General features: G+C 53.7%; 25 protein-coding genes and 1 pseudogene. 18 read left to right on the forward strand and 8 right to left on the reverse strand.

All coding sequences use genetic code 11. From position 1 onward, the window contains the following. The first annotated feature begins 226 nt into the window (after window positions 1–226). The 8 genes and pseudogenes from OGV50_RS21060 to nei all read left to right on the forward strand — a co-directional run bounded on the left by OGV50_RS21060 (window position 227) and on the right by nei (window position 6,717). Window positions 227–1,465 (forward strand): IS110 family RNA-guided transposase, encoded by a 1,239-nt coding sequence (locus tag OGV50_RS21060; protein WP_003030308.1) that lies wholly within the window; start codon window positions 227–229, stop codon window positions 1,463–1,465. A gap of 27 nt (window positions 1,466–1,492) precedes the next feature. Continuing rightward, a pseudogene (pxpB, locus tag OGV50_RS21065) lies at window positions 1,493–1,810 on the forward strand (5-oxoprolinase subunit PxpB); the annotation flags it as partial. Continuing rightward, a complete protein-coding gene (gene pxpC / locus OGV50_RS21070; RefSeq protein ID WP_200092080.1) occupies window positions 1,804–2,736 on the forward strand; it encodes a 5-oxoprolinase subunit PxpC in 933 nt (310 codons plus the stop codon). The pseudogene pxpB and the gene pxpC, both read left to right, overlap by 7 nt. Then, window positions 2,726–3,460 carry a 5-oxoprolinase subunit PxpA gene (gene pxpA, locus OGV50_RS21075; RefSeq protein ID WP_047458118.1) on the forward strand — a complete coding sequence of 245 codons (735 nt, stop codon included), beginning with the start codon at window positions 2,726–2,728 and terminating at the stop codon, window positions 3,458–3,460. Before pxpC ends, pxpA begins: the two co-directional genes overlap by 11 nt. 79 nt (window positions 3,461–3,539) lie before the next feature. Then, entirely contained in the window at window positions 3,540–4,265 is a 726-nt protein-coding gene (locus OGV50_RS21080) for a DUF969 domain-containing protein (RefSeq protein WP_012133295.1), read from the forward strand. Next, window positions 4,262–5,257 carry a DUF979 domain-containing protein gene (locus tag OGV50_RS21085; RefSeq protein WP_115181838.1) on the forward strand — a complete coding sequence of 332 codons (996 nt, stop codon included), beginning with the start codon at window positions 4,262–4,264 and terminating at the stop codon, window positions 5,255–5,257. Before OGV50_RS21080 ends, OGV50_RS21085 begins: the two co-directional genes overlap by 4 nt. Window positions 5,258–5,266: 9 nt before the next feature. Next, the gene (pcp, locus tag OGV50_RS21090) at window positions 5,267–5,911 is read left to right on the forward strand and encodes a pyroglutamyl-peptidase I (RefSeq protein ID WP_012133293.1); all 645 of its coding nucleotides are present in this window, start codon (window positions 5,267–5,269) and stop codon (window positions 5,909–5,911) included. Between the two features lie 14 nt (window positions 5,912–5,925). Continuing rightward, on the forward strand, window positions 5,926–6,717 hold the full coding sequence (nei, locus tag OGV50_RS21095; RefSeq protein ID WP_071259717.1) for an endonuclease VIII: 792 nt from the start codon (window positions 5,926–5,928) through the stop codon (window positions 6,715–6,717). A gap of 67 nt (window positions 6,718–6,784) precedes the next feature. On the opposite strand, the gene OGV50_RS21100 is transcribed toward nei, so the two are convergent. Next, on the reverse strand, window positions 6,785–7,633 hold the full coding sequence (locus OGV50_RS21100) for an AraC family transcriptional regulator (protein WP_058668776.1): 849 nt from the start codon (window positions 7,631–7,633) through the stop codon (window positions 6,785–6,787). 193 nt (window positions 7,634–7,826) lie between these two features. On the opposite strand from OGV50_RS21100, the gene OGV50_RS21105 reads away from it, so the two are divergent. From OGV50_RS21105 to OGV50_RS21120, 4 genes are all read left to right on the forward strand, one after another. Beyond that, window positions 7,827–9,608: a DUF2264 domain-containing protein gene (locus OGV50_RS21105; protein ID WP_233594351.1), complete on the forward strand. Its 1,782-nt coding sequence runs from the start codon at window positions 7,827–7,829 to the stop codon at window positions 9,606–9,608. Window positions 9,609–9,631: 23 nt separating this feature from the next. Then, complete coding sequence (locus tag OGV50_RS21110; protein WP_012133289.1) at window positions 9,632–10,897, forward strand: oligosaccharide MFS transporter; 1,266 nt, start codon at window positions 9,632–9,634, stop codon at window positions 10,895–10,897. A 21-nt stretch (window positions 10,898–10,918) separates the two neighbouring features. Further along, the gene (locus OGV50_RS21115; RefSeq protein WP_114847765.1) at window positions 10,919–12,109 is read left to right on the forward strand and encodes a glycoside hydrolase family 88 protein; all 1,191 of its coding nucleotides are present in this window, start codon (window positions 10,919–10,921) and stop codon (window positions 12,107–12,109) included. Between the two features lie 81 nt (window positions 12,110–12,190). Beyond that, window positions 12,191–12,982: an oligogalacturonate-specific porin KdgM family protein gene (locus OGV50_RS21120; protein ID WP_114847766.1), complete on the forward strand. Its 792-nt coding sequence runs from the start codon at window positions 12,191–12,193 to the stop codon at window positions 12,980–12,982. Between the two features lie 5 nt (window positions 12,983–12,987). Here OGV50_RS21120 and OGV50_RS21125 read toward each other — a convergent pair whose 3' ends face one another. The 7 genes from OGV50_RS21125 to OGV50_RS23695 form a co-directional block, all read right to left on the reverse strand. Next, entirely contained in the window at window positions 12,988–14,037 is a 1,050-nt protein-coding gene (locus OGV50_RS21125) for an AbrB family transcriptional regulator (RefSeq protein WP_012133286.1), read from the reverse strand. A gap of 204 nt (window positions 14,038–14,241) precedes the next feature. Then, on the reverse strand, window positions 14,242–14,646 hold the full coding sequence (locus OGV50_RS21130) for a DUF2251 domain-containing protein (RefSeq protein ID WP_049011595.1): 405 nt from the start codon (window positions 14,644–14,646) through the stop codon (window positions 14,242–14,244). Then, window positions 14,643–14,954, reverse strand: a complete 312-nt coding sequence (locus tag OGV50_RS21135) for a bacteriocin immunity protein (RefSeq protein WP_104868913.1) — start codon at window positions 14,952–14,954, stop codon at window positions 14,643–14,645. Before OGV50_RS21135 ends, OGV50_RS21130 begins: the two co-directional genes overlap by 4 nt. 43 nt (window positions 14,955–14,997) lie before the next feature. Next, window positions 14,998–15,276: a bacteriocin immunity protein gene (locus tag OGV50_RS21140; RefSeq protein ID WP_049011593.1), complete on the reverse strand. Its 279-nt coding sequence runs from the start codon at window positions 15,274–15,276 to the stop codon at window positions 14,998–15,000. 11 nt (window positions 15,277–15,287) lie between these two features. Continuing rightward, complete coding sequence (gene tssD / locus OGV50_RS21145) at window positions 15,288–17,024, reverse strand: type VI secretion system tube protein TssD (RefSeq protein ID WP_200092092.1); 1,737 nt, start codon at window positions 17,022–17,024, stop codon at window positions 15,288–15,290. Between the two features lie 233 nt (window positions 17,025–17,257). After that, window positions 17,258–18,541: a citrate synthase gene (locus tag OGV50_RS21150; RefSeq protein WP_012133280.1), complete on the reverse strand. Its 1,284-nt coding sequence runs from the start codon at window positions 18,539–18,541 to the stop codon at window positions 17,258–17,260. Between the two features lie 205 nt (window positions 18,542–18,746). Further along, window positions 18,747–18,854 carry a hypothetical protein gene (locus OGV50_RS23695; RefSeq protein ID WP_418222314.1) on the reverse strand — a complete coding sequence of 36 codons (108 nt, stop codon included), beginning with the start codon at window positions 18,852–18,854 and terminating at the stop codon, window positions 18,747–18,749. 383 nt (window positions 18,855–19,237) lie between these two features. Between OGV50_RS23695 and sdhC the strand changes: the two genes are divergently transcribed. The 6 genes from sdhC (at window position 19,238) to odhB (ending at window position 26,811) form a co-directional block, all read left to right on the forward strand. Continuing rightward, a complete protein-coding gene (gene sdhC, locus OGV50_RS21155) occupies window positions 19,238–19,642 on the forward strand; it encodes a succinate dehydrogenase cytochrome b556 subunit (protein ID WP_047458089.1) in 405 nt (134 codons plus the stop codon). Beyond that, window positions 19,636–19,983: a succinate dehydrogenase membrane anchor subunit gene (gene sdhD, locus OGV50_RS21160; protein ID WP_012133278.1), complete on the forward strand. Its 348-nt coding sequence runs from the start codon at window positions 19,636–19,638 to the stop codon at window positions 19,981–19,983. Before sdhC ends, sdhD begins: the two co-directional genes overlap by 7 nt. Continuing rightward, a complete protein-coding gene (gene sdhA, locus OGV50_RS21165) occupies window positions 19,983–21,749 on the forward strand; it encodes a succinate dehydrogenase flavoprotein subunit (protein WP_286488743.1) in 1,767 nt (588 codons plus the stop codon). Before sdhD ends, sdhA begins: the two co-directional genes overlap by 1 nt. Window positions 21,750–21,764: 15 nt before the next feature. Next, on the forward strand, window positions 21,765–22,481 hold the full coding sequence (gene sdhB / locus OGV50_RS21170; RefSeq protein WP_200092102.1) for a succinate dehydrogenase iron-sulfur subunit SdhB: 717 nt from the start codon (window positions 21,765–21,767) through the stop codon (window positions 22,479–22,481). 293 nt (window positions 22,482–22,774) lie between these two features. Then, window positions 22,775–25,576: a 2-oxoglutarate dehydrogenase E1 component gene (gene sucA, locus OGV50_RS21175; protein ID WP_286488745.1), complete on the forward strand. Its 2,802-nt coding sequence runs from the start codon at window positions 22,775–22,777 to the stop codon at window positions 25,574–25,576. Window positions 25,577–25,590: 14 nt separating this feature from the next. Further along, window positions 25,591–26,811 (forward strand): 2-oxoglutarate dehydrogenase complex dihydrolipoyllysine-residue succinyltransferase, encoded by a 1,221-nt coding sequence (gene odhB, locus OGV50_RS21180; RefSeq protein ID WP_047458082.1) that lies wholly within the window; start codon window positions 25,591–25,593, stop codon window positions 26,809–26,811. Window positions 26,812–26,929: the final 118 nt, after the last annotated feature.

Consider the following 26,929-nt stretch of genomic DNA (forward strand, 5'->3'; position numbering starts at 1 on the left):
ATATAGTCATTCGCACCCTGAGAATTACACTTTAAGTGATTCAGGGTATGCGCTTACTGGTTACGAATATTGAGCGAGAATCACGTGATGATCGCCGCTTTTCTTTCGAGCCAGTGGGTGCTCCACGTTCGCTAACGAATACTCAGGGCATGCAGATAAACTGCTGGCTATATTTCTTTCGAAGAGCGTGGAATGCATACCAATCCCCGATAAAAAGGAGTTGGTGATGACTGCGACTAATCAATTTGCTGCGCACGTTGGTCTGGACTGGGCAGATAAAAAGCACGATGTCTGTGTTCAGTTTAAAAACGGTGAACGCACATTCCATGTGATTGAACATACGCCGGAAGCACTTGATGTCTGGCTTACCGAGTTACACCAGAAGGTAAAAGGCAGGATCGCTATCGCCGTTGAGCTGAAGAAAGGTCCCGTGGTGTATGCTCTTCAGAAATATCCATTTATCACCGTTTTCCCCGTCCACGCTTTGTCCCTGGCTCGTTACCGGCAGGCCTTCTCGCCCAGCGGCGCTAAAGATGACCCGCAGGATGCCGAGCTGGCATTAGAGTTAATGCTGCGTTATCCCCAAAAGATAAAAGCCATTGAACCCGACAATGCGGATATCCGGTTACTCCAGCAACTGGTTGAGCAGCGCCGTCAGCTGGTTGAAGATAAACGCCGTTTTGTGAACCGGATAATCAACACACTTAAACAGTATTATCCTCAGCCACTGGAGTGGTTCTCACATCGGGGTAGCTTACTATTGTGTGAGCTGATTATCCGGTGGCCCAGTCTGCAACAACTGAAACGAGCGAGGCGCGACACGATCCGCAACTTTCTGAATGCCAAAGGTGGCCGCGCAATGGCTCTTACCGAGCAACGTGTTGCGAGTATTGATAACGCGATCCCATTGACTACAGACCCGAGCGTTATAGAGGCTAATGCTTTGATGGCAACAGCACTGGCGACACAAATTAAAGTCGTGAGTGAAATCATCAAAACCTATGACGAACGAATCGAAGCGTTGTTTGACACATTGCCAGATGCGGAGCTGTTCAAATCACTTCCGGGCATGGGGCCGTGTATGGGCCCACGAATGCTTGCTGCACTTGGTGATAACCGTGACCGGTTTAACAGCGCTGAAGAAATTCAAAACTACGCAGGTATTGCACCGGTGACAGAACGAAGTGGCCAGAAATCCTGGGTTCACTGGCGATGGCAGTGTGCCAAGTTCGTCAGGCAAACCTTTGTTGAATGGGCTGCCAAGACGGTTAATTCATCATACTGGGCCAGACTGTATTATCAGGGCCTCAGAGAGAAGGGCAAATCTCATCAGTCTGCGATCCGGGCACTGGCGTTCAAATGGATAAGGATCATTTACCGCTGCTGGAAGGCCAGAACCCAGTACGATGAAGCAAAATATTTGCTGGCTCTCGAAGCGCGCCACTCGCCCTTACTGAAGCCATAAAAAGCTTGTCGAATGTCTCAGGGCGTGAAGCAGGTGGTTGAACTGCACGCTTCAGTAGAGTACGTCGTCTGGTTTTTAGGTTTTCAGCCGGGCTTCCCGTATCTCGGGGGCTTACCGGAACAATTACACACGCCAAGACGGGCAGAACCGCGCCTGATTGTTCCGGCGGGTTCCGTGGGGATTGGCGGCCCGCAAACCGGGATTTACCCTCTGCCGACGCCGGGTGGCTGGCAACTAATCGGCCATACGCCGCTGAAGCTGTTCGACCCACAGCGGGATGAGCCCATCCTGTTACGTCCGGGCGACACCATACGCTTTGTCCCGCAGAAGGAGGGGGTATGCTGAACATTATTCGCGCGGGTATGTACACCTCAGTGCAGGATGGGGGACGACACGGCTATCGTCAGTCCGGTATTAGCCATTGCGGCGCGCTGGACAAACCGGCGCTGCATATCGCGAACCTGCTGGTGGGGAATGACGCCAGTGCTCCGGCGCTGGAGATTACGCTCGGCCAACTGGTGGTGGAATTTGAATCCGACGGCTGGTTTGCATTGACCGGCGCCGGGTGCGAGGCCCGTCTGGACGACCAACCGGTCTGGACCGGCTGGCGGCTGCCGGTGAAAGCAGGGCAGCGTCTGGCGCTGAAGCGCCCGCTCCACGGAATGCGCAGCTATCTGGCCGTGGCGGGCGGCATTGACGTGCCTGAAGTGATGGGGTCGTGCAGCACCGACCTGAAAGTCGGCATTGGCGGGCTGGAAGGGCGCTTGTTAAAAGATGGCGATCGGCTGGCGACAGGAAGGTCAGAACGCCAGTTCAGCGGCCCGCAGGGCGTTAAACAGCTGCTGTGGGGGAACCGGATTCGCGCGTTGCCTGGCCCGGAATACCAGGAGTTTGAAGCGGCCTCGCAGGAGGCGTTCTGGCGCTCGCCGTGGCAGCTTAGCCCGCAAAGTAACCGTATGGGCTATCGTTTGCAGGGGCAACCGCTGAAACGTACCACCGAACGTGAGTTACTGTCGCACGGGCTGCTGCCGGGCGTTATTCAGGTGCCGCATAATGGTCAGCCGATCGTGCTGATGAACGATGCCCAGACCACCGGCGGCTACCCGCGTATCGCCTGCATCATTGAGGCGGATATGTATCATCTGGCGCAGATCCCTCTCGGGCAACCGATCCATTTTGTTCAGTGTACGCTGGAGGAGGCGCTTAAGGCGCGTCACGATCAGCAGCGTTATCTGGAACAGTTAACATGGCGACTCAACGATGAATATTGATCTTAACGCAGACTTAGGAGAAGGGTGCGCCAGCGATGCGGCGTTACTGCAACTGGTGTCATCCGCCAACATCGCCTGCGGATTTCACGCGGGCGATGCGCAAACCATGCTGGCGAGCGTGCGCGAAGCGCTGAAAAACGGTGTAGCGATTGGCGCGCATCCCAGTTTCCCGGATCGGGAAAACTTTGGCCGCACCGCCATGACGTTACCGCCGGAAACCGTCTACGCCCAGACGCTGTACCAGATCGGCGCGCTGGCGGCGATAGCCCGCGCGGAAGGCGGCGTTATGCGTCATGTCAAACCGCACGGTATGTTGTACAACCAGGCGGCGAAAGATCCACAGCTGGCGGATGCCATCGCCAGAGCGGTACATGCCTGCGATCCGTCGCTGATTCTGGTCGGGCTGGCGGGTAGCGAACTGATTCGCGCAGGCGAGCATTATGGCCTGACGACGCGTCAGGAAGTTTTTGCCGATCGGGGGTATCAGGCTGACGGCAGCCTGGTGCCGCGAACCCAGCCGGGCGCGCTGGTAGAAGACGAAGAACACGCGTTGGCGCAAACGCTGGGCATGGTGGAATCCGGTAGAGTGAAAAGCATTACCGGTGAATGGGCGAACGTTGTGGCGCAAACGGTATGTATTCACGGCGACGGCGAGCACGCACTCGCTTTTGCCCGTCGTTTGCGCGCGGCGTTTGAAGAACGCAGTATCAGGATTATGGCATAACCAATAACCAGGCTGACACAGTGCCCGAAGAGGCGCTGTGCAAATAAAAACAACGCAACACGACTGACAGGAACGGATCATGGGAGACGCAATTTCTCTCTGGCCACTGATGGGTATCGCCGTCATTGTGGCTGGATTTCTTTTACGCTTTAACCCGGTATTAGTGGTCATTATTGCCGGGATCGTCACGGGACTGGCGGCGCAGATGCCGATCGCCACGATCCTCGAAAAACTGGGTGAAGGGTTCCTCAATACCCGTAACCTGCCCTTTATTCTGCTGATTCCGCTGGCGGTTATCGGTCTGCTGGAACGTCACGGGCTCAAAGAGCGCGCGCAGGCGTGGATCGCGAAAATCCGCAGCGCCACGGCAGGACGTCTGCTGATTGTCTATCTGTTTGTCCGCGAAGCGACGGCAGCGCTGGGGCTGACCAGTCTCGGCGGCCATCCGCAAATGGTGCGTCCGTTGCTGGCGCCGATGGCGGAAGGGGCGGCAGAGAAAATACACGGGGAACTGCCAGGCACGGTTCGCTACCGGCTGCGGGCAATGTCAGCAGCCACCGATAACGTCGGGCTGTTTTTTGGCGAAGACATTTTCGTGGCTTTTGGCGCCATCATCTTTATGCACAACTTCATGCTGGAGTCCGGCGGGATTCAGACCGAGCCGCTGCATATTGCGCTGTGGGGGATTCCGACGGCGATCTGCGCTTTTCTGATTCACGGCGCGCGCCTGTGGCGTCTGGACAATTATCTGCAACGTGAAGTGGCGAAAGTCAGCGCGGCGATGAGCAAAGGAGAGGCGAAATGAATTTTCAACAAAGCTATCTCTATTGGCTGGCCGGTGTGGTGCTGTTGATTGTCGCCGTCATGTCGTGGCAGGACAAAGCCAACCCGCGTCGCCTGACGACGGGGTTATTCTGGGGCGTTTATGGCGTACTGTTCCTGCTCGGCGACTGGACTTATCAGCTGGTGGGCGACAAACGCATGGTTAACATCGCCGTCGGTGGGGCGGTGGTGGTGATGGCGCTGATTGCCGGTTTTGGCGGCGTGAAGCTGGGAAGCTATCACCAGCGAACTCGCGAACAGCGTGAGGAAAGCGCCAGTCGTCTGGGCAACCGCCTGTTTTATCCGGCGCTGGCGATCCCGGTGGTCACGGTGATCGGCGTGCTTATGTTCAACCATGTTCCCGGATTGCAGGAGGCGCTGTTCGGGCCGGGCAATCACGCCACGCTGGTGACGCTGTTTTCCATGACTGTGGGGTCATTGATTGGTCTGGGAATGGCGATAAAGATGACGCATGAGAAGGTGCACCAGCCGATTCAGGAAGCGCGTCGTCTGCTGGATTCCATCGGTTGGGCGTTCATTTTGCCGCAGATCCTCGCCACGTTAGGGCTGTTATTTACCGCGGCAGGCGTCGGCAGCGGAATTTCGTATCTCACCCAGGAATATCTTGCCGTCGATAGCCGCTTTATCGCCGTGGCGGTCTACACCATCGGTATGGCGCTACTGACGATGGTGATGGGGAACGCCTTTGCCGCATTCCCGATTGTGACGGCGGGGATTGGGATTCCAATCCTGGTGCTGCAACATGGCGGGAACCCGGCGGTGATGGCGGCAATCGGCATGTTCTCCGGCTACTGCGGAACGCTGATGACGCCGATGGCGGCAAACTTTAATATCGTGCCTGCGGCGCTGCTGGAATTGCCGGATAAAAATGCGGTGATTAAAGCGCAGGTGCCGACCGGTATTGTGCTGCTGTTGGTTAACGTGTTTCTGATGTATTTCCTGATGTTTCTGTAAGGAGGAAGGATGAAGACGGTATTAATCACCGGGTTTGAACCCTTCGGCGGCGAGCAGGTTAACCCTTCCTGGGAAGTGGTCTCGCGTCTCGACAATGCTATTATCGCAGGGTGTCGCGTGGTGGCCCGCCAGCTCCCTTGCGTCTTTGGCGACTCTCTCACCGTGCTGAATGCGGCGATTGACGCGTTATCCCCGGTGCTGGTGCTGGCGATAGGGCAGGCCGGAGGGCGTACGGATATTACCGTGGAGCGCGTGGCGATTAATATTGACGATGCGCGTATCCCCGATAACCGCGGCAGGCAGCCGGTTGATGAGCCCATTGTGGCGGAAGGCCCGGCAGCCTGGTTTAGCACGCTGCCGATCAAAGCGATGGTCTCGGCGATGCGCGAAGCGGGGATTCCGGCATCGGTCTCTCAGACCGCAGGCACTTTTGTCTGCAACCACGTAATGTATGGACTGTTGCATAAATTGCGCGATATTCAGGACGTGAAGGGTGGATTTATCCATATTCCTTATCTGCCGGAACAGGCGGCGGCACATCCTGGTGCGCCCAGCATGGCGGCGGAAACGGTGCGTCAGGCGTTGGAAATCGCCATTGTCACAGCGCTTCATGTGGAAACTGATATTGCAGTAACAGGCGGAGCAACTCACTAACAAAGGACAGAACTATGCCTGAAGGCCCGGAGATCCGTCGTGCGGCGGATAACCTGGAGGCGGCGATCAAAGGCAAACCGTTGACGGATGTCTGGTTTGCCTTTTCGCAGTTAAAACCGTATGAATCGCCGCTGATTGGGCAGACGGTCACCCATATCGAAACGCGGGGGAAAGCGTTGCTGACCCACTTTTCGCAGGGGCTGACGCTCTACAGCCATAACCAGTTGTATGGCGTATGGCGAGTAGTGGAGACGGGGAACATCCCGGCAACCACCCGGGTATTACGCGTTAACCTGCAAACGGCGGATAAAACCATTCTGCTTTACAGCGCGTCCGACATTGAAATGTTGACGCCGGAACAGCTCGCCACCCACCCGTTTCTGCAACGCGTCGGGCCGGACGTGCTGGACCCGCGGCTGACGCCCGATGATGTAAAAGCGCGTCTGCTCTCTGCGCGTTTTCGTAATCGTCAGTTTTCCGGGCTGTTGCTGGATCAGGCGTTTCTCGCCGGGCTGGGCAACTATCTGCGTGTGGAAATTCTCTGGCAGGTAGGGCTGACGGGGCAGCATAAGGCGAAAGATCTCAGCGACCAACAGCTGGAGGCGTTATCTCATGCGCTGCTCGATATCCCGCGTCTTTCTTATACCACGCGCGGTCAGGCGGATGAGAACACGCATCACGGCGCGCTGTTTCGCTTTAAGGTGTTCCACCGGGACGGCGAAGCCTGCGAGCGCTGCGGCGGCATTATTGAGAAAACGACGCTCTCCTCGCGCCCGTTCTACTGGTGTCCACACTGCCAGACGTAATTCGTCAACGCGCCGGATGGCGGCTTCGCCTTATCCGGCTTACAGGCCAGACCATCCAGCGTGGAAACTAGGCGGGGGAATACGTTTTGCGATATTGCAACGGCGTTTTACCCATATTCTTGCGAAAACAGGTAATAAACCAGGCGTACTCGGAGAAACCGACCTGTTCGGCAATCTCACGCACTGAGCTGTTGGTGTGCAGCAGCAATTCACATGCCTGACGGATACGGCGCATCATCAGATACTCCTGAATGGTGCCGCCCGTTTCCTCGTGAAAGCGGCGTGAGGCATGTCCGCGCGAGCAGCCCATCTCGCGGGCGATATCGTCCAGCGAGCAGCGCTGGTGAAAATGGGTTTCTATCCAACGGATAATGCTGACCGAAAAGGTATTGTATCCCGTCGCCTGCTCCTGATGCGGCAGCAGGCTGATAATCTGCATCACCAGAAATGCGCTGTCGCTGACGCTGAACGTTTTGCTTTTTACCAGCGTTTCAAAACGGCTCAGCAGCGTTTCAATCACCGGCTGTACGTCGCCGACATCAAATACCCGCGCCTTTTCTCCCCGACCGCAGAGCTGACGCAGCAACATTTGCTGACGCGGAAAATCCCGCAGGTACTGCTCAATAATTGAGCCATTAAAATGCAGCGTTGTACGGTGATAAACATTACGATCGTCCTGCTCGACAAACACCTTATGCAGCTTTCCCGGCGGAAAAATAAAAATGCGCCCCGGTTTAACGGTGTACTGCTGGTGCTCCATTAGCGCGATGCCAACTCCCTGAGAAACTGACAGGATCTCCACACACTGATGCCAGTGGTAGTAGTTGGCAGGCATATTCTTCATGCGGTTAAAGTAAATCGACTTATCGTTGAGGTTGATATTCTCAAGATAACTGCTGTCTTCCATTCGCTGCATTTCTGCCCGCCCCTCCCGCAATGTGAATAAACTTAAACTTTTATCACTCTAATCGAATTTTTGTCGCTAAAAGAGGATGAATGTTGTTATTCATCACCGACGTTGTCCGAAAATACGACAATTATCACATTTGTCTGTCCGTCTGAATCCTTATTATGCGTCCAACATTTATCAAATGAAACGAGGTTTCATTATGAGAATAAGGCAAGAATATGTCGGACTGGCGCAACAATGGCTGGCGTCAGCCATCCCCCATTTGAGGCGAGGGAACACGCGTCTGGACGCCGGAGAAACGTCTGCACACTACCCGGCGGATGTCGCCGGAATGGAAGGTTTCTCCCGTCTGCTGTGGCTGCTGGCGCCGTTACTGAGCGGTGGCGAAGCCGATGATTTTCGCGAGACGTTTATCGACGGTATTCGTCACGGCTGCGATCCCGAACATCCTGATTACTGGGGTTCTCTGGCGGATAACGATCAGCGATGCGTCGAAATGGCGGCGTTTGGCCTGGCGCTGGCGTTACCGGGAACGGGGCTTTGGTCAGCGCTCTCCACCGACGAGCAAAACAATCTGGAGCGCTGGTTACGCCAGAGCGCCGACATTCAGATCCCCGATAACAACTGGCATTTCTTCCCGGTGCTGGTGCAGGTGGGGCTTAAGTGCGTCGGGCGGCATTACGACATGATGGTAATTGATAAGCATCTGAATGCCATTGAACCGTTCTGGCTTGGCAACGGCTGGTACGCCGATGGCGCCGGTAAGCCGCGCGACTACTACATCTCCAGCGGGTTTCACTTTTACAGCCTGCTGTACAGCCACTTCATGCAGGATGCTGATCCCGAACGTTGTCTGCGCTATCGTCAGCGCGCGCGTCAGTTCGCGAAAGATTATATCCATTACTTTACCGGTGACGGCAATGCGATCCCCTTTGGCCGTAGCCTGACTTATCGCTTCGTACAGGTCGCATTCTGGAGTGCGGTGGCATATACCGGACTGGATGTGTTTAGCGTACCGGTTATCAAAGGGCTAATCCTGCGGCATATCGACTGGTGGCTGAGCCAACCGTTTATCGGCCCGGATGGTTTGTTCACGCTGGGGTACACATACCCGAATCTGGTGATGACCGAAGATTACAACAGCCCCGGTTCGCCGTACTGGGCATGTAAGGCATTGCTGATTCTGGCGCTGCCGCAAGAGAGTGCGTTCTGGCAGGCGGAACCTGCGCCGCTGCCTGCGCTGGAGACGGTTCACCCGATAGCGGAAGCCGGGCAGTTTATTGTTCATGCGGAGGATAACCATCACGTCTGGATGCTGATGTCCGGGCAGTACGATCGCAATAACTTCGTCAATTTCGACGCCAAATACTGCAAGTTCGCCTATTCCAGCCACTTTGGTTTCACCCTTGAACGCGGCGTGTATGGTCTGAACCATGCCGCCTGTGACTCGACGCTGATGTTCAGTGAGCAGGACGGCTACTGGCGCGGGCGTCGCGAGTGTGATGCGGTGGAGATGACGCCAGCGTGGCTTCGAAGCGTCTGGCGCCCCTGGCCGGATGTCAGCGTCACCACCTGGCTTATTCCGCATGAGCAGGGACATCTCCGGCTGCATCGCGTTGTAACCCCACGCACGCTCGACTGCGTGGAAGGCGGATTCGCACTGAATCGCCATCATCTGACGACGACCCGAATGGCAAAAAACGGGCTGACTCTCAGTACCACTTCCGGCGTGTGTCAGATCGAGGATTTGCTGGCTGAACGCCAGCCGCTGGTCGTCACCACCCCGCCGAACAGCAACATTCTGTATGCCTCTCCTGGAGAGATCCCCTGTCTCGGCACGACGCTCACGCCGGGCACTCACTGGCTGGCCTGTAGCGTTAACGCCACGATGTCTCCGTCGCTGCCGCCGCCGGTGGTCATGGCATTCGATCGTGTCAATCAGGTGCTGACGCTGAACTCGAAAACGCTGGAAATAAAATAATTGACGCTGATGCGGAGAAAATAATGATGAACCCTGTTCAGTCGACACGTTCGGCTTACATCAAGCTGAGTCTGTTTGTATTTCTGTTTACCTTTACCTGGGCGGCCAGTTTTGGCCTGTATGCTATCTGGCTGGGGGATAAAGCCGGGCTGGATGGCGTGGAAATCGGCACGGTGTTTGCCGTTAACGGCGTTTTTGCGGTGATTATCAAACCCGTTTACGGCTACATCATGGACAAAATGGGCATGAAAAAACACCTGCTCTATTTTGTCTGTATTGTTTCGGCACTGATGGCGCCGTTTTACATCTGGTGCTATCTGCCGCTGCTGCAAACCCATTTTGTCAGCGGAATGATTGTCGGCGCGCTGTTTTTCAGCCTCGGCTGGTATGCGGGCGTGGCGGCAGAAGAGTCGTATGTTGACCGTTTCAGCCGTCTGTATGACATGGAGTTTGGCCGTATCCGCATGTGGGCGGCGCTGGGCTGGGCGACGGCGTCGTCGTTTTCCGGCTATCTCTACAATATCTCCCCCAAAATCAACTTTGTTATCAGCACCGTTTCCGCGCTGTGCATGTTCGCGGTGCTGCTGACGCTGAAGGTCGATCACTTTGGTCAGGAAGAAAACAACGTTCTGTCGAAAGAGAAGATTGTCATTGGCGATGTGTTCCAGCTGCTGCGTAATAAAAAGTTCTGGACCTTCTCCCTGTATATCGCGGGCGTGGCATGGATGATGTTTATTGCCGAGCAGCAATTCTCTCGCTATTTCGTCACCTTCTTCAGTACCAAAGAGGAAGGAAACGCCATGTTTGGCTATATGAGCACCGCGCAGTCCGCCGCCGAGTTCTTCGGCATGATGCTGGTGCCCGCCATCATTAACCGCATCGGCGCCAAGCAGGGGATGCTCCTGACAGGGCTGGTGATCAGCCTGCGTTTGATTATCTCCGGGTTAACTAACGATCCGCTGATTATCTGCCTGGTGAAACCGCTGTATGGGATTGAAATTGCGCTGATTCTGGTCTCGGTTTTCAAATATATCGCCGAACACTTCGACAAGCGCGTCAACGCCACGATGTATCTGCTGGGTTATCAGGCCATGATTTACGTCGGCTCTATCGTGGTGGCGCCGCCTGCCGGGTATGCCTACCAGAAGATCGGTTTTGAGCACACCTATCTGATTATGGGCATCATCGCGCTGATATTTACCGGGATCTCCGCCATCACGCTATCTCCCTGCTATCAGCATAAAAAAAACACCGCCATCCCTGCCCACGGGCAAGAAGCCATTCATTAAAGTAAAGAAAACGAGAGAATTATGTCTGCAACTATCCGTAAAGAAACGATTGTCCCTGTTGCGCTACAGCGCGGCGAGCGCGCTGCTATCGCGCAGAAAATTCGTCATGCGTTGCCGGTGATTTTAAAGGCTGTTGATCGTAACAGCGCTTATTTCGGCCAGCGTTTTCCCGACGCGGCATGTAAAAACGGTATCTATCCGATTATCGATAATCAGGAGTGGACGACCAGTTTCTGGACCGGGCAACTGTGGCTGGCATGGGAGTGGACAGGGAATGCCGCATATCGCGCGTTAGCCGGGCAGCATGTTCGCTCCTTTGGCGAACGTATCGCAAAGCGCGACCACACTAACCACCATGACCTCGGGTTTCTGTACAGCCTTTCCTGCGTGGCTGCCAGCAAATTGACCGATAACCGGGAGGCAATATATATCGCTCAGCAGGCGGCAGAAGTGTTGATGGAGCGCTATCACGACAAGTGCGGCATTATTCAGGCGTGGGGCGAGCTGGATAACCCGGAACAGCAGGGGAGGATGATCATTGACTGCAATATGAATCTGCCGTTGTTGTATCAGGCCAGCGCGACAACGGGCGACCCGCGCTATGCACAGGCGGCGAAAAGCCATATTGAGCAGGCGCGACGCTATATTGTGCGCGAGGACGGCTCGACGTTTCACACGTACTATATGGATGTTCACACCGGTGAGCCACGTTTTGGCAATACCCATCAGGGGTTCTCCGACGATTCCTGCTGGTCGCGTGGGCAGGCATGGGGCGTGTATGGTTTTCTGCTGAACTACCTCTATACCGGGGATGAGAAACTGCTGGAATTGAGCCAGACGCTGGCAAACTATTTTATTAACCGTTTGCCGGAAGACCTGGTCTGTTACTGGGATCTGGCGCTGACCGATCCCAACAGCGAAAAAGACAGTTCTGCCAGCGCGATTCTCGCCTGCGCCTTGCTGGAGCTGGTAAAACAGCTTCCGGCGACTCATCCCGATCGCGAAAGTTATGAGGCGCTGGCATTGCGAATGATTGAGCGGATGCTCGACGGCTATCTCAATCTGGAGCACAAAGAAGGCGAAGGATTATTAAAACATTCTGTTTATTATTTTAAAGGTAACGTCGGCGTGAATGAATGCTGTGCCTGGGGTGATTATTTCCTGATGGAGGCCATTACCCGCGCAACGTCATGCTGGAATAGTTACTGGTAATATCCCACTCCTCCTGTTGAATAATAATGCTATTCAGTTAGCAGGGGGAGATTTTATCTCTGTTTCTGCAAGGAAAATATAATGCAAAGTAAGAATATGAATACAGCCCTATTAGCGGCTGCACTGGTCATGCCTTCCGCCAGCGTTTTTGCGGACAATAACAGTCATTCAACGACGGTGCCACAGGCAAAAGAAAAACCGTTCACGACGGTTTATTTTGCGCCACGCACACAATATCGTACGGCCAGCGAGCGTTTTTTACAACGACTGATGCTGACAGGCGTGGTGCAGGACCCGAACAGTATTTTCGCCCGAATGTACTGGAGTTTTGAGACGGACTCCGATCTCGGTAAGAATATGGAGCAGTGGAAAAGCAGTTACGAAGAAGCGGAGTTTAACAAGCCGTTCCCGCTGGGCGAGAGCGACTTCTGGCTTGAACCTGGGGTTGTCTTTCATTGGGAGTCCGCCGGTTCGCGTATCGATCCTTACCTCGGCATTGGTTATCACTTCGACCCAACGCTGGGTGCCGTTTTACGCTATCGCTATAATCATCAAAATCACGACAGCCAGACGCTACAGGGCGACTGGGATGACTCTTCGGAACATCGCGTTGATATTTATCTGACCAAATATTTTACGCCAGATTTTTGGGTGCAATATAATCCGACATATTACAGTAAAACGCATGGTGATAAATTTGAATATGCGAATGGTAAAAACCATACGCTGCAACATAATTTTGTTTTTAACTTCCATGCAACGCCGCGTTTTTATCCCTTCTTTGAATTAGGTTATCTGGATGAATATAAAGATGGTGATGACACCAAAAACGAATACCAGATCAGGGTTGGGTTTAAATATAATTTAAATTAAACATTTTATGCCTGCGGCTGTTTCGGCGCATAGGTTGAAATAAAACGGGCAACCGCAGGCCCGGTCAACAAAATGCTGAACAGCCGCAGGGTTTGCATCGCCATAATCAGCGCCATGTCGGCGTTGCTACCGGCGGCGATCACCGCCACGGTATCCAGCCCGCCGGGGCTGGTGGCAAGCCAGGCGGTGATAAAATCAATCTGCATGTAGTGGGCGAGTCCCCAGGCCATCGCCGCGCAAATCGCCATCAGGGCAAAGATGGAGGCCAGAATCTGCGGCAGAGGACGCAGCGCCATAAAAAAGACCTGCCTGTCGAACCCTAATCCGATGCGCCAGCCAATGGCCATATACGCAATCGCCAGCAGCCATTCCGGCAGTTCAATCACGATCATGCCGCCTGCATGAAGCCATGCGCCGACGATCATCGGTGCCAGCATCGTACCGGAAGGAATGCGCAATATGCGCCCGGCGAAGCCTGCAACCGCAGCCAGTAGCAGCGTGCTCCACAGATTGCCGCTCAGCGGCGGGAACCACTCAATCTGCTGGCTGACCGCTTCTGCGCTGTCGCCGAGGATCAGCCGCGTGACCAGCACGGCGGCGCCTGCGACAAACAGTACCCGCAGGTACTGCATAAACGCCACCAGGCGGATATCCGCGCCGTAGTCCTGCGCCATCGCCACCATTGCCGCCGCGCCGCCGGGGGAGGAACCCCATGCGCCGGTATTGCCTGGCAGTGAGCTGTAGCGCACCAGCAGCCAGCCGACCACTGCGCTGGAGAGCAGCGTCACCAGCAGAATGGCTAACACCACCGGCCAGTTCACCGCCAGCGTGGTGAGAATCGAACCAGTAAGGTTTTGCGCAATCATGCAGCCGAGAATGGCCTGCGCTGCGAGAAAAGTGGAGCGGGGGAGTTGCAGCGTAATGCCTTTCAGACTGAATGCGATACCGGCAATCATCGGGCCGAGCAGCAGCGCCGCCGGGAGGTGGATGCAGAGAAAAGCCAGCGAAAGAAGGAGTGATAGCAGGAACAACAAACCCCACTGCAAAACCGGCATCCTGTGCTCCCAGGCGGTATCCAATCAAGTGTATCGATACAGCATAGAGAAAAAGTACGCTGAAAAAAATATCAGGCGTCAATAAAAGCGGGCTAAACCAGAACTGAATAACAGGTGTCTGGTACTGTTTTATACTGACAGGAGGATACTTTAATTTTACCTCGACAGTATTGATATGCCTGACACCTGTGGGTTATTCACAAATCATCTGAAAAAATCATCAACGGTATCATTCCAGTTGTGACCTGAAACAGACCATTCCTGATTGATTGGGGGTGGGAAGCCACTTCGGCAGTATCCATTTTTAGATTCAAAATCAAATACACCATGCGGATAATTATTAATTAAAAGCACGCATTTCCTGCTGTCTTCTGACCAACCGATCTTCACATCAGACGGGATATGCCCGTCTGAAACGTCTTCTGTATTGTAGATATGTAGAGCATCTCTGATAGGATTACCATCAACAGACTCATCAAGGGCATAGAAATATCCCGTTTTTCCATCGTCTTCAAACACTGCTGCAAATGAACCTTCGGGGGCCAGACTCTCTATCACCTGCGCTTCACCCACAATGAGCTGAGCCTGAACCGTAACCAGTATTGTCATTTGAATTTCCTTAGGTTTGTATCTGAGTTTTTTCTGTGATTGAACGGGGGAAGTCCCTGGGATTTACGCCATCTTTTAATTTCTCCAATGATGCCTTGTGGACTGTCCTCCCTGTCATCCGGGGGATAAAAAATCAAACCATTGCCTTCAGGATGATCCACGATTTTATCGAAATGATCGACTAATGAGTCGATGTAAGATTCACGGTCCATTTCTCCCTGGTAGCGCGGGTTTGCGGAGAATTCATTTAGGAAGTCTAAGAATTCGGATTCAGTGTAGTCTTCGAGTTTTTGTTTAAAATGAATCATATGTTCACTTTTCTAATGTGTTGTTAAATACAGGGCCTCGTATTTACTCAGAGTCTTTGAATGATGGGCGTCCCTGAGATTTGCGCCATCTTTTAATTTCTTCAATGATGCCTTGTGGACTGTCCTCCCTGTCATCCGGGGGATAAAAAATCAAACCATTACCTTCAGGATGATCCACGATTTTATCGAAGTGTTTGACTAGCCTATTAGAGTGAGATTCAAATTCTCTTCCTTTCAGATTGCCAGGGTTTTCAAAAAATTCATTCAGGAATTCTATGAATTCGGATTCAGTGTAGTCTTCAAGACGTTGTTTTAGTTCCATGTGTATCCTCTCTACTTATTTGAGTGATTTTTAATGTGATTTTTTACAGTGTTAACGCGCATATTATCCATATCAAAGACTGCACCACCATTAATAATAAAATCAAGATGGTGAATTTCAAACCATGGTCTGCCTCCTACCTGTTCAGAAGGAATGCTAAATGGTGCGTTGCCACTAAGAATTCTGGTTTGATTCGATTTACTAAACTGTGACATCAGTTCAGGGCATTCCGACACCGCAAGCCAGAACTCTTTTCTGAAATGGTCAAAGTTGCGAAACGTTCTTCCTCGCAGCTTATCTGCGACCTGTGCAGGTATCGGCGCTCCCAGCCCTGAACTGGCGGCCTCAAGCCAACGACTATTTTCGGGTAAAATTTCGCCGTAACCGGTTGCCGTGCCGGGTTGTTTGCGCGGATCTTCACGAAGATAAACATATATCGGCTGAATGCCTGAATCGGCCGGAAAGACCAGAATATAATCGTTAAAATCGGCGACATCCGGCACCGGGAACGGTGGCGTGGTGTACTCATTTTTGCCATCCGGGATAGGTGTCACCAGAATGGTTGGCTGATCAAGCGGTGGAACATTGCTTCCGGTGTGATTAGGTAAATCACCAGTCACGGGGTTTTCCGGTGTCCAGGTAATTAACGGCCCGTCTACGTCGTGGGCAGGCGTAAATTCATAGCGATGATGTTCATCATTCCACACCATGTTCGCGACGCGGACGTTTTCATAAGGGGTACCTTCCCCTGTATGTACGCCATAGACCTGCGGTGCGCCGTGAGTGTCGGCACCCCAGAAAAAGCGTACCCGGGTGGTAGCGGTACTTCCGGCTAGCGCTTTCTGTCTGAGGGTATCTTCGTACCAGTATTCATCACGCCCGGGAACGCGCGCGCTGCCTTCGCCAGCGGATGATATATACAGAGCGGAAGCCAGTGCTCCTACATAAGGTATCGCTCTTGTCGCACTGAGCGTACCGCTAAGCGGCCACTCCCCCCACACCTGCGCCAGTCCGCCCAGAGCCAGCGGTATGGCTGAGGCTTCTGTGGGCTGCGTATATTCGCAACAATCATCGACTGAAGATTGTGCAAAGATCGCCATCTGGCCGAAGTTTTCTGCCGGTTCTTCTGTGTTCCCGGCGTCCGTACATCCTTTCGCTTTCAGGTAGGATTTAGCATAGACCGGTGTGATTTTTGGGAGGTGTTGGCTGGGGGGCGTGATTTTTATTGCCGCTGGTCTGGGGGAACTTACCGATTGAGGGCGCTGCGGCATAAACAAGTGGTTATATTCAGCGGGAAATGCCAGGTAGTCAAATTCGGTATTGGCGATGAGGTGTTTGCAAAGAATATAATCATATGATACCGCAATCTCTTCGGTATCCAGCTCATTAAGGGCCACATGCGTTTGAATACTTCTTACAGAAGCATTTCTTAGTTGAATATAATAATAGCGTTCCCATCGCCCCGTTCTGTTTATTCGCCAGAAATCAATTTCAATGAACAGTCTTTCATTATTAGTGATTGCATTACAAAATAGCGGGGTGCTTTTATCGATTAATTTGCTGAATCTGAGTCCCTGAAGGTTAATACCTCTTCCTGTATTACTCAATGCGCTGAATAGCGAAAATACGAAGATCTCGTCTTCATGCCCTTTTTGCCAGCGATTACCTGTTGACGAATATGTTCCACATCCCGCCGAAATGTTTCCTTGTTCCTCACCTGTGATTCTCAGGTAAATAATATCGCCCATTCCATTTAGCCTTTACCTGCATCCAATAATTGTGTCGGATTAAAGATCTAATGGTTTTAAAGGTCAAATAATGCATTAGCTATTGATGCTATGTGAAAGGAAATAGCTATTTTTTCGGTGGTAATATATTGGGAGTGACTGGAGTAATAAAGGTTATATTGGCAAGATGAATATTGTTGCCAGAGTTTCAGTAAATAATAAAGGCCACCGGTGTTACCCGATGGCCAGGATGATTAACGCTTAATATCAGACTTGAAATCGCGCTTTTCGTAGCCGGTGTACAGCTGACGCGGACGGGCGATTTTCATGCCTTCGCTGTGCATTTCGTTCCAGTGTGCAATCCAGCCCACGGTACGCGCCATCGCGAAGATCACGGTGAACATGGAGGACGGAATGCCCATCGCTTTCAGAATGATGCCGGAGTAGAAGTCTACGTTCGGGTAGAGTTTCTTCTCGATAAAGTACGGGTCGTTCAGCGCGATGTGTTCCAGCTCCATCGCGACTTCCAGCAGGTCATCTTTGGTGCCCAGCTCTTTCAGAACTTCGTGGCAGGTTTCACGCATGACGGTAGCGCGCGGGTCATAGTTTTTGTAAACACGGTGACCGAAGCCCATCAGGCGGAAAGAATCATTCTTGTCTTTTGCCCGGCGAATAAATTCCGGGATGTGTTTAACAGAGCTGATTTCTACCAGCATTTTCAGCGCCGCTTCGTTCGCGCCGCCATGCGCCGGTCCCCACAGGGAGGCAATGCCCGCCGCGATGCAGGCGAACGGGTTCGCGCCGGAGGAGCCTGCGGTACGGACGGTTGACGTCGATGCGTTCTGTTCGTGATCGGCGTGAAGAATCAGAATGCGATCCATTGCGCGTTCCAGCACTGGGTTAACTTCATAGTTTTCGCACGGTGTGGAGAACATCATGTTCAGGAAGTTGCCGGAATAGGAGAGGTCGTTGCGCGGGTAGACGAACGGTTGACCGATAGAATACTTGTAACACATTGCCGCCATTGTCGGCATTTTGGACAGCAGGCGGAACGCGGCGATTTCACGATGACGCGGATTATTCACATCCATCGAGTCGTGGTAGAACGCAGCCAGCGCGCCGGTGACGCCGCACATAACGGCCATCGGATGCGAGTCGCGGCGAAAACCGTGGAACAGACGGGTAATCTGCTCATGGATCATAGTATGGCGTGTGACGGTGGTTTTGAACTCGTCGTACTCTGCCTGGGTCGGTTTCTCGCCGTACAGCAGGATGTAACATACTTCCAGATAGTTAGACTCGGTAGCCAGTTGGTCAATCGGGAAGCCGCGATGTAACAGAATGCCTTCGTCGCCGTCGATGAAGGTGATTTTGGATTCGCAGGATGCGGTAGAGGTGAAACCTGGATCAAAAGTGAACATCCCCTTTGAGCCGAGACTACGAATATCAATAACGTCTTGACCGAGTGTGCCCTTTAGCACATCCAGTTCAATAGCAGAGTCACCATTTAGGGTGAGTTTTGCTTTTGTATCAGCCATTTACGGTCTCCTTAGCGCCTTATTGCTTAAGACTACTCAGTGAGATTTGCTTCGTTACATAAATCAACCGTTACCAGTTTGTTATTTGGCTCGCCGCTCTGCGAAAGAGGAGAAAACCAGGGTACAGAGCAATGGGCGCTTGCAGGTAAAAACAGTTAACTTATGGCGAATTAGCAACAAATCAACAACTTAGCAATCCGAATTATTAAACCTGACTATCACTAATAACTGTCCTGAATAAATTGGTCAATACCGCCACACTGTTACATAACTTATTAGCAGGTGAAAGAGTGACCCCATAACTTTTGCGCATTATATGCCTTTTCTGGTGTTGTTTGTAACAACTTTGTTTAATGTTTGTCAAATCAGATGATTAAAAATTAAATAAATGTTGTTATCGTGACCTATGTCACTGTTCGGGATAAAACCCGACAAACTATATGTAGGTTAATTGTAATGATTTTGTGAACGTCCTATACTGCCGCCAGGTCTCCGGAATACCCTGCAATCCCGAGCCACCCAGCGTTGTAACGTGTCGTTTTAGCAACTGGAAGCAGTGTTTTACATGACGCGCAGTTATAGAAAGGACGCTGTCTGACCCGCAAGCAGACCGGAGGAAGGAAATCCCGTCGTCTTTCTGGCTACAGGTAGATTCACCCTCTGTACCCGAAGTCCAAAGGGAATAATAAGAACAGCATGTGGGCGTTATTCATGATAAGAAATGTGAAAAAACAAAGACCTGTCAATCTGGATCTGACAACGATCCGGTTCCCAATCACGGCGATAGCGTCCATTCTCCATCGCGTTTCTGGAGTGATCACCTTCGTGGCGGTCGGGATTCTGTTGTGGTTATTGGGCACCAGCCTCTCTTCCCCTGAAGGATTCCAGCAGGCATCCGCCATCATGGGGAGCTTCTTTGTTAAATTTATTATGTGGGGCATCCTCACCGCGCTGGCGTATCACGTCGTGGTCGGTATTCGTCACATGATGATGGATTTTGGCTATCTGGAAGAAACATTCGAAGCGGGTAAACGCTCAGCCAAAATCTCTTTTGTTATCACTGTCGTGCTTTCACTTCTCGCAGGAGTCCTCGTATGGTAAGCAACGCCTCCGCATTAGGACGCAATGGCGTACATGACTTCATCCTGGTCCGTGCTACCGCTATCGTTCTGACCCTCTACATCGTTTATATGGTGGGCTTTTTCGCAATAAGCGGCGAGCTGACCTTTGATGTCTGGAGCGGTTTCTTCTCATCGGCATTCACCAAAGTCTTCACCCTGCTGGCACTTTTCTCCATCTTGATTCATGCCTGGATTGGCATGTGGCAGGTGTTGACCGACTACGTTAAACCTCTGGCCCTGCGCCTTGTGCTACAGCTGGCAATCGTTGTTGCGCTGGTGGTTTACGTCATTTATGGATTTGTTGTGGTGTGGGGTGTGTAATGAAACTGCCAGTCAGAGAATTTGATGCTGTTGTTATTGGCGCAGGCGGCGCAGGTATGCGCGCAGCGCTGCAAATTTCCCAGAGCGGCCAGACCTGTGCGCTGCTCTCCAAAGTCTTCCCAACCCGTTCCCATACCGTATCCGCGCAAGGTGGCATCACCGTGGCGCTCGGTAATACCCATGAAGATAACTGGGAATGGCACATGTACGATACCGTAAAAGGGTCGGACTACATCGGCGACCAGGACGCGATTGAATATATGTGCAAAACCGGCCCGGAAGCGATTCTGGAACTGGAGCACATGGGGCTGCCTTTCTCCCGTCTTGACGATGGCCGTATCTATCAGCGTCCGTTCGGCGGCCAGTCGAAAAACTTCGGCGGCGAACAGGCGGCGCGTACCGCAGCGGCGGCTGACCGTACCGGTCACGCGCTGTTGCACACGCTGTACCAACAGAACCTGAAAAACCACACCACCATTTTTTCTGAATGGTATGCGCTGGATCTGGTGAAAAACCAGGATGGCGCGGTAGTGGGGTGTACCGCGCTGTGTATCGAAACCGGCGAAGTGGTCTACTTCAAAGCGCGCGCAACCGTGCTGGCGACCGGCGGCGCAGGCCGTATTTACCAGTCCACCACTAACGCTCATATCAACACCGGCGACGGCGTGGGTATGGCGCTGCGTGCCGGTGTTCCGGTGCAGGATATGGAAATGTGGCAGTTCCACCCGACCGGCATTGCGGGCGCGGGCGTGCTGGTGACAGAAGGCTGCCGTGGTGAAGGCGGTTATCTGCTGAATAAACATGGCGAGCGCTTTATGGAGCGCTATGCCCCGAACGCGAAGGACCTGGCCGGTCGTGACGTGGTCGCGCGTTCTATTATGATCGAAATCCGTGAAGGTCGCGGCTGCGACGGCCCGTGGGGGCCGCACGCGAAACTGAAGCTCGACCATCTGGGTAAAGAAGTACTCGAATCCCGTCTGCCGGGTATCCTCGAATTGTCCCGTACCTTTGCGCACGTTGACCCGGTTAAAGAGCCGATCCCGGTTATTCCAACCTGTCACTACATGATGGGCGGTATCCCGACCAAAGTGACCGGTCAGGCGCTGACCGTGAACGAGCAGGGCGAAGACGTGGTGATTCCTGGCCTGTTCGCGGTGGGTGAGATCGCCTGCGTATCCGTACACGGCGCTAACCGTCTGGGCGGCAACTCGCTGCTTGACCTGGTGGTCTTCGGACGTGCGGCCGGTTTGCATTTGCAGGAGTCCATCGCCGAGCAGGGCGCGCTGCGTGACGCCAGCGAGTCTGACATTGAGGCCTCTCTGGAACGTCTCAACCGCTGGAACAACAACCGTGACGGCGAAGATCCGGTGGTTATCCGTAAAGCGTTGCAGGAATGTATGCAGCACAACTTCTCGGTATTCCGTGAAGGCGACGCGATGGCGAAAGGGCTTGAGCAACTGAAGGTGATCCGCGAGCGTTTGAAAAACGCCCGTCTGGATGACACCTCCAGCGAGTTCAACACCCAGCGCGTCGAGTGTCTGGAGCTGGACAACCTGATGGAAACGGCTTACGCAACTGCGGTATCCGCCAACTTCCGTACCGAAAGCCGTGGCGCGCATAGCCGCTCCGACTTCCCGGATCGTGATGATGAAAACTGGCTGTGCCATTCCCTGTATCTGCCAGAGACGGAATCCATGACGCGTCGTAGCGTCAATATGGAACCGAAACTGCGCCCGGCATTCCCGCCGAAGATTCGTACTTACTAATGCGGAGACAGGAAAATGAAACTCGAGTTTTCGATTTATCGCTATAACCCGGATGTTGATGACGCTCCGCGCATGCAGGATTACACCCTGGAAGGCGAAGAAGGGCGTGACATGATGCTGCTGGATGCGCTGATGCAGCTGAAAGAGAAAGATCCCAGCCTCTCTTTCCGTCGCTCATGCCGTGAAGGCGTGTGCGGTTCAGATGGCCTGAGCATGAACGGCAAAAACGGCCTGGCGTGTATTACGCCGGTTTCGGCGCTACACCAGCCGGGTAAGAAGATTGTTATCCGTCCGCTGCCCGGTTTACCGGTTATCCGCGATTTGGTGGTAGACATGGGGCAATTCTACGCACAATATGAGAAGATTAAGCCTTACTTATTGAATAATGGGCAAAATCCACCCGCTCGTGAGCATTTACAGATGCCCGAGCAGCGTGAAAAACTCGATGGGCTGTATGAGTGTATTCTTTGTGCGTGCTGTTCAACGTCGTGCCCGTCGTTCTGGTGGAACCCGGATAAGTTTATCGGCCCGGCAGGCCTGTTAGCGGCGTATCGTTTCCTGATCGATAGCCGTGATACCGAGACCGACAGCCGCCTGGAAGGCCTTAGCGATGCATTCAGCGTATTCCGCTGTCATAGCATCATGAACTGCGTCAGTGTATGTCCTAAGGGGCTGAACCCGACGCGCGCCATCGGCCATATTAAGTCGATGTTGTTGCAACGCAGTGCGTAAATAATAACGCCGGTAAGCGCAGTAAATGACAGTCCCGTAGGCCGGATAAGGCGTTGGCGTCGCCATCCGGCATATATTGCCTGATGGCGCTACGCTTATCAGGTCTACGGGGCCACCACCGGTTTGAAATGCAGGAAACCTTTAAAAACTGCCCTGATGGTTAGACAGTTTCTAAAGGTTCCTTCGCGAGCCGCTACACAGAGAAGAGCTCGCAAGTGAACCCCGGCACGCACAGCAATGTGCGTGGTAGTATCCACGGCGAAGTAAGCATACAGAATGCTTAAGGGATCACGATGCAGAACAGCGCTTTGAAAGCCTGGTTGGACTCTTCTTACCTCTCTGGCGCAAACCAGAGCTGGATAGAACAGCTCTATGAAGACTTCTTAACCGATCCTGACTCGGTAGACGCTAACTGGCGTTCGACGTTCCAGCAGTTACCTGGCACCGGAGTCAAACCGGATCAATTCCATTCAAAAACGCGTGATTATTTCCGTCGTCTGGCGAAGGATGCCTCACGTTACTCTTCTTCGATTTCCGACCCTGACACCAATACGAAGCAGGTCAAAGTCCTGCAACTTATCAACGCTTATCGTTTCCGTGGTCACCAGCATGCGAATCTCGATCCGCTGGGACTGTGGGAGCAAGAAAACGTGGCGGATCTGGACCCCTCTTTCCACGATCTGACAGAGGCCGATTTCCAGGAAAGCTTTAACGTAGGTTCTTTTGCGATTGGCAAAGAGACGATGAAGCTGGGCGAACTTATTTCCGCGCTCAAACAAACATACTGCGGCCCGATTGGCGCCGAGTATATGCACATCACCAGCACCGAAGAGAAACGCTGGATTCAGCAGCGTATCGAATCCGGCCGCGCTGCCTTCAGCGCGGAAGAGAAAAAACGCTTCCTCAACGAACTGACCGCCGCCGAAGGGCTGGAGCGTTATCTGGGGGCGAAATTCCCGGGGGCGAAACGCTTCTCGCTGGAAGGCGGCGATGCGTTAATCCCGATGCTCAAAGAGATGATCCGCCATGCGGGCAACAGCGGCACCCGCGAAGTGGTGCTGGGTATGGCGCACCGTGGTCGTCTGAACGTGCTGGTCAACGTGCTGGGTAAAAAACCGCAGGATCTGTTCGACGAATTTGCGGGCAAACATAAAGAACACCTCGGCACCGGCGACGTGAAGTACCACATGGGCTTCTCGTCTGATATCGAAACCGAAGGCGGTCTGGTTCACCTGGCGCTGGCGTTTAACCCGTCGCACCTGGAAATCGTCAGCCCGGTAGTGATCGGTTCCGTGCGCGCCCGTCTGGATCGTCTGGATGAGCCGAGCAGCAATAAAGTGCTGCCAATCACCATTCACGGTGACGCCGCAGTGACGGGCCAGGGCGTGGTTCAGGAAACCCTGAACATGTCCAAAGCGCGTGGTTACGAAGTGGGCGGTACGGTGCGTATCGTCATCAATAACCAGGTGGGCTTTACCACCTCCAACCCGCTGGATGCGCGTTCCACCCCATACTGCACCGACATCGGCAAGATGGTTCAGGCGCCGATTTTCCACGTTAACGCGGATGACCCGGAAGCGGTGGCTTTCGTTACCCGTCTGGCGCTGGACTTCCGTAACACCTTTAAACGCGATGTTTTCATCGATCTGGTGTGCTACCGCCGTCACGGCCATAACGAAGCCGACGAGCCGAGCGCAACCCAGCCGCTGATGTACCAGAAAATCAAAAAGCATCCGACGCCGCGTAAACTCTACGCCGACAAGCTGGAAGCGGACAAGGTCGCTACGCTGGAAGACGCCACTGAAATGGTCAACCTCTACCGCGATGCGCTGGATGCAGGCGAATGCGTGGTGAAAGAGTGGCGTCCGATGAACATGCACTCCTTCACCTGGTCGCCGTACCTCAACCATGAATGGGATGAGAGCTACCCGAACAAGGTGGAAATGAAGCGTTTGCAGGAACTGGCTAAACGCATCAGCACGGTGCCGGAAGCGGTAGAAATGCAGTCGCGCGTCGCCAAAATTTACGGCGATCGTCAGTCGATGGCCGCTGGCGAGAAGCTGTTCGACTGGGGCGGCGCGGAAACGCTGGCCTACGCCACGCTGGTTGATGAGGGGATTCCGGTGCGTCTGTCCGGCGAGGACTCCGGTCGCGGCACCTTCTTCCACCGTCATGCGGTGATTCATAACCAGGCAAATGGCTCCACGTATACGCCGTTGCAGCACATTCATAACGGTCAGGGCACCTTCCGCGTCTGGGACTCCGTCCTGTCTGAAGAAGCGGTGCTGGCGTTCGAATACGGTTATGCCACCGCTGAACCGCGCACCCTGACCATTTGGGAAGCGCAGTTCGGCGACTTCGCCAACGGCGCGCAGGTGGTGATCGATCAGTTCATCTCCTCCGGCGAGCAGAAATGGGGGCGGATGTGTGGCCTGGTGATGCTGCTGCCGCACGGCTACGAAGGGCAGGGGCCGGAGCACTCCTCCGCGCGTCTGGAACGTTATCTGCAACTTTGCGCTGAGCAGAACATGCAGGTTTGCGTCCCGTCCACCCCGGCGCAGGTTTACCACATGCTGCGTCGTCAGGCGCTGCGCGGTATGCGCCGCCCGCTGGTTGTTATGTCGCCGAAGTCGCTGCTGCGTCATCCGCTGGCGGTCTCCAGACTGGACGAACTGGCCAACGGCGCCTTCCAGCCAGCGATTGGCGAGGTTGATGAGCTCGATCCGCAAGGCGTGAAGCGCGTGGTGATGTGTTCTGGTAAGGTTTATTACGACCTGCTGGAACAACGTCGTAAAAACGATCAGAAAGATGTCGCCATTGTGCGCATTGAACAGCTCTACCCGTTCCCGCACAAAGCGGTTCAGGAAGCGCTGAAACCGTACGCCCACGTACATGATTTTGTCTGGTGCCAGGAAGAGCCGCTCAACCAGGGCGCATGGTACTGTAGTCAGCATCATTTCCGTGAAGTGATTCCATTTGGGTCTGCTCTGCGTTACGCAGGTCGCCCGGCCTCCGCCTCCCCGGCGGTAGGGTATCTGTCCGTTCACCAGAAACAGCAACAAGATCTGGTTAATGACGCGCTGAACGTCGATTAATTAAAGGATAAATAATGAGTAGCGTAGATATTCTTGTTCCCGACCTGCCTGAGTCCGTAGCGGACGCAACCGTTGCGACCTGGCACAAAAAACCGGGCGATAGTGTCCAGCGTGATGAAGTGCTGGTAGAAATCGAAACTGACAAAGTGGTACTGGAAGTACCGGCATCGGCTGACGGCATTCTGGATGCGGTTCTGGAAGATGAAGGTACGACGGTAACGTCTCGCCAGATCCTGGGTCGCCTGCGTGAAGGCAACAGCTCCGGTAAAGAGACCAGCGCCAAATCCGAAGAGAAAGCGTCTACGCCGGCGCAGCGCCAGCAGGCGTCACTATCCGAGCAGAACAACGATGCCCTCAGCCCGGCGATCCGCCGTCTGTTGGGTGAACACAATCTCGACGCCAGCGCCATCAAAGGCACGGGCGTAGGTGGCCGCATCACACGCGAAGATGTGGAAAAACATCTGGCGAAGGCACCGGCGAAAGCGGAAGCCAAAGCGCCGGAAGCCGCGCCTGCCGCACAGCCTGCGCTTGGCGCTCGCAGTGAAAAACGCGTCCCGATGACCCGTCTGCGCAAGCGCGTAGCCGAGCGTCTGCTGGAAGCGAAAAACTCCACCGCGATGCTGACCACGTTCAACGAAGTCAACATGAAGCCAATCATGGATCTGCGTAAGCAGTACGGCGACGCGTTTGAAAAACGTCACGGCATTCGTCTGGGCTTCATGTCCTTCTACGTGAAAGCGGTGGTTGAAGCGCTGAAACGCTACCCGGAAGTGAACGCCTCCATTGATGGCGACGACGTGGTGTATCACAACTACTTCGACGTCAGCATGGCGGTTTCCACGCCGCGTGGTCTGGTAACGCCGGTACTGCGTGATGTTGATACCCTCGGCATGGCGGATATCGAGAAGAAAATCAAAGAACTGGCCGTGAAAGGGCGTGACGGTAAGCTGACGGTGGACGATCTGACCGGCGGTAACTTCACCATCACCAACGGTGGCGTGTTCGGCTCGCTGATGTCTACCCCGATCATCAACCCGCCGCAGAGCGCAATCCTCGGCATGCATGCGATCAAAGATCGTCCGATGGCGGTGGATGGCAAGGTTGAGATCCTGCCGATGATGTACCTGGCGCTGTCTTACGATCACCGTCTGATCGATGGTCGTGAATCAGTGGGCTTCCTGGTCGCCATTAAAGAGCTGCTGGAAGATCCGACGCGTCTGCTGCTGGACGTGTAGTCACTTTTTAGTGTCACCTGCCCTGTAGGCCGGATAAGGCGCTGGTGAGATGCCTGATGGCGACGCAGCCGCGTCTTATCAGGCCTACAGGTTTAAAGATAACGATTACCTGAAGGAT

This window comes from Citrobacter sp. CK180, assembly GCF_030333655.1.
Lineage (GTDB): Bacteria > Pseudomonadota > Gammaproteobacteria > Enterobacterales > Enterobacteriaceae > Citrobacter_B > Citrobacter_B koseri.

What these genes read in the sequence shown, in the direction of transcription:
- OGV50_RS21060 (WP_003030308.1), top strand. Translation starts at nt 227, where the DNA reads ATGACTGCGACTAATCAATTTGCTGCGCACGTTGGTCTGGACTGGGCA.
- pxpC (WP_200092080.1), top strand. Translation starts at nt 1,804, where the DNA reads ATGCTGAACATTATTCGCGCGGGTATGTACACCTCAGTGCAGGATGGG.
- pxpA (WP_047458118.1), top strand. Translation starts at nt 2,726, where the DNA reads ATGAATATTGATCTTAACGCAGACTTAGGAGAAGGGTGCGCCAGCGAT.
- OGV50_RS21080 (WP_012133295.1), top strand. Translation starts at nt 3,540, where the DNA reads ATGGGAGACGCAATTTCTCTCTGGCCACTGATGGGTATCGCCGTCATT.
- OGV50_RS21085 (WP_115181838.1), top strand. Translation starts at nt 4,262, where the DNA reads ATGAATTTTCAACAAAGCTATCTCTATTGGCTGGCCGGTGTGGTGCTG.
- pcp (WP_012133293.1), top strand. Translation starts at nt 5,267, where the DNA reads ATGAAGACGGTATTAATCACCGGGTTTGAACCCTTCGGCGGCGAGCAG.
- nei (WP_071259717.1), top strand. Translation starts at nt 5,926, where the DNA reads ATGCCTGAAGGCCCGGAGATCCGTCGTGCGGCGGATAACCTGGAGGCG.
- OGV50_RS21100 (WP_058668776.1), bottom strand. Translation starts at nt 7,633, where the DNA reads ATGCAGCGAATGGAAGACAGCAGTTATCTTGAGAATATCAACCTCAAC.
- OGV50_RS21105 (WP_233594351.1), top strand. Translation starts at nt 7,827, where the DNA reads ATGAGAATAAGGCAAGAATATGTCGGACTGGCGCAACAATGGCTGGCG.
- OGV50_RS21110 (WP_012133289.1), top strand. Translation starts at nt 9,632, where the DNA reads ATGATGAACCCTGTTCAGTCGACACGTTCGGCTTACATCAAGCTGAGT.
- OGV50_RS21115 (WP_114847765.1), top strand. Translation starts at nt 10,919, where the DNA reads ATGTCTGCAACTATCCGTAAAGAAACGATTGTCCCTGTTGCGCTACAG.
- OGV50_RS21120 (WP_114847766.1), top strand. Translation starts at nt 12,191, where the DNA reads ATGCAAAGTAAGAATATGAATACAGCCCTATTAGCGGCTGCACTGGTC.
- OGV50_RS21125 (WP_012133286.1), bottom strand. Translation starts at nt 14,037, where the DNA reads ATGCCGGTTTTGCAGTGGGGTTTGTTGTTCCTGCTATCACTCCTTCTT.
- OGV50_RS21130 (WP_049011595.1), bottom strand. Translation starts at nt 14,646, where the DNA reads ATGACAATACTGGTTACGGTTCAGGCTCAGCTCATTGTGGGTGAAGCG.
- OGV50_RS21135 (WP_104868913.1), bottom strand. Translation starts at nt 14,954, where the DNA reads ATGATTCATTTTAAACAAAAACTCGAAGACTACACTGAATCCGAATTC.
- OGV50_RS21140 (WP_049011593.1), bottom strand. Translation starts at nt 15,276, where the DNA reads ATGGAACTAAAACAACGTCTTGAAGACTACACTGAATCCGAATTCATA.
- tssD (WP_200092092.1), bottom strand. Translation starts at nt 17,024, where the DNA reads ATGGGCGATATTATTTACCTGAGAATCACAGGTGAGGAACAAGGAAAC.
- OGV50_RS21150 (WP_012133280.1), bottom strand. Translation starts at nt 18,541, where the DNA reads ATGGCTGATACAAAAGCAAAACTCACCCTAAATGGTGACTCTGCTATT.
- OGV50_RS23695 (WP_418222314.1), bottom strand. Translation starts at nt 18,854, where the DNA reads ATGCGCAAAAGTTATGGGGTCACTCTTTCACCTGCTAATAAGTTATGT.
- sdhC (WP_047458089.1), top strand. Translation starts at nt 19,238, where the DNA reads ATGTGGGCGTTATTCATGATAAGAAATGTGAAAAAACAAAGACCTGTC.
- sdhD (WP_012133278.1), top strand. Translation starts at nt 19,636, where the DNA reads ATGGTAAGCAACGCCTCCGCATTAGGACGCAATGGCGTACATGACTTC.
- sdhA (WP_286488743.1), top strand. Translation starts at nt 19,983, where the DNA reads ATGAAACTGCCAGTCAGAGAATTTGATGCTGTTGTTATTGGCGCAGGC.
- sdhB (WP_200092102.1), top strand. Translation starts at nt 21,765, where the DNA reads ATGAAACTCGAGTTTTCGATTTATCGCTATAACCCGGATGTTGATGAC.
- sucA (WP_286488745.1), top strand. Translation starts at nt 22,775, where the DNA reads ATGCAGAACAGCGCTTTGAAAGCCTGGTTGGACTCTTCTTACCTCTCT.
- odhB (WP_047458082.1), top strand. Translation starts at nt 25,591, where the DNA reads ATGAGTAGCGTAGATATTCTTGTTCCCGACCTGCCTGAGTCCGTAGCG.